The organism is Amycolatopsis sp. WAC 04169, from assembly GCF_003947535.1.
Classification (GTDB): domain Bacteria; phylum Actinomycetota; class Actinomycetes; order Mycobacteriales; family Pseudonocardiaceae; genus Amycolatopsis; species Amycolatopsis keratiniphila.
In genome coordinates this window covers 1-682 of sequence record NZ_QHJI01000060.1, presented here as the reverse complement: position 1 = coordinate 682, position 682 = coordinate 1, and the positions used below count along the sequence as shown (strand labels likewise).

General features: G+C 71.6%; 2 protein-coding genes. One reads left to right on the top strand and one right to left on the bottom strand.

Going from position 1 to position 682, the window contains the following annotated elements:
* The coding region (locus DMC61_RS40990; protein ID WP_148106769.1) for an ATP-binding protein at positions 1 to 362 on the top strand (362 nt) is incomplete at its 5' end.
* Between the two features lie 96 nt (positions 363 to 458).
* Here the strand turns inward: DMC61_RS40990 and DMC61_RS40985 are convergent.
* On the bottom strand, positions 459 to 682 hold a 224-nt coding region (locus tag DMC61_RS40985), incomplete at its 5' end, for a sigma-70 family RNA polymerase sigma factor (RefSeq protein ID WP_125695774.1).

Sequence of the window (682 nt, the reverse complement as noted above, 5' to 3'; positions counted from 1 at the left end):
GATGCATAGCGCAGGCGCGGTCCTTCGCCTCGATCTTCCTCGACCAGCTCAGGACCGAGTGGTGCGCCGCGATCGGCCCGCGCTCCGACGGCGCCGTGCTCCTCGTGGTGAGCGAGCTGGTCACCAACGCCGACCGGCACAGCAGGGGGCCGTACATCCTGGAGCTGGAGGGCACGGGCACCTCGGTGGCGGTGACCGTCTACGACAGCAGCCAGGCGACGCCGGAGCGCTTCCCCCGGGACCCCGAGCGCGTCGGCCGGCACGGCCTGGAGATCGTGCACGCCCTGGTGGAGACGGTCGTCGTCGAACGCGTCCCCGTCGGCAAGCGGGTACGCGCCGTGGTGCCCCTCACCGAGGGATGACCGTGGTGCCCCTCGGAGGGGTGAAGAGCACCGTCGGCACCGCGGGACCCACCGTCGGCACCGGGGGACGCATCGTCGGCACCGCGAGACCGGAACTCAGGCGCAGCCCAGCTCGCCCAGCATGCCCTCGCGCAGCCGGGCGATGATGCGCTTGATCAGCCGGGACACGTGCATCTGCGAGCAGCCCAGCTGTTCGCCGATCTCCGCCTGCGTGGCCTCCTCCACGAACCGCAGATGGATGATCCTGCGGTCGCGCTCGCTCAGCTCGGCCATCAGCGGGGCCAGCGAGTGGAAGTCCTCCACGAGCCGCAGCCCGTCCT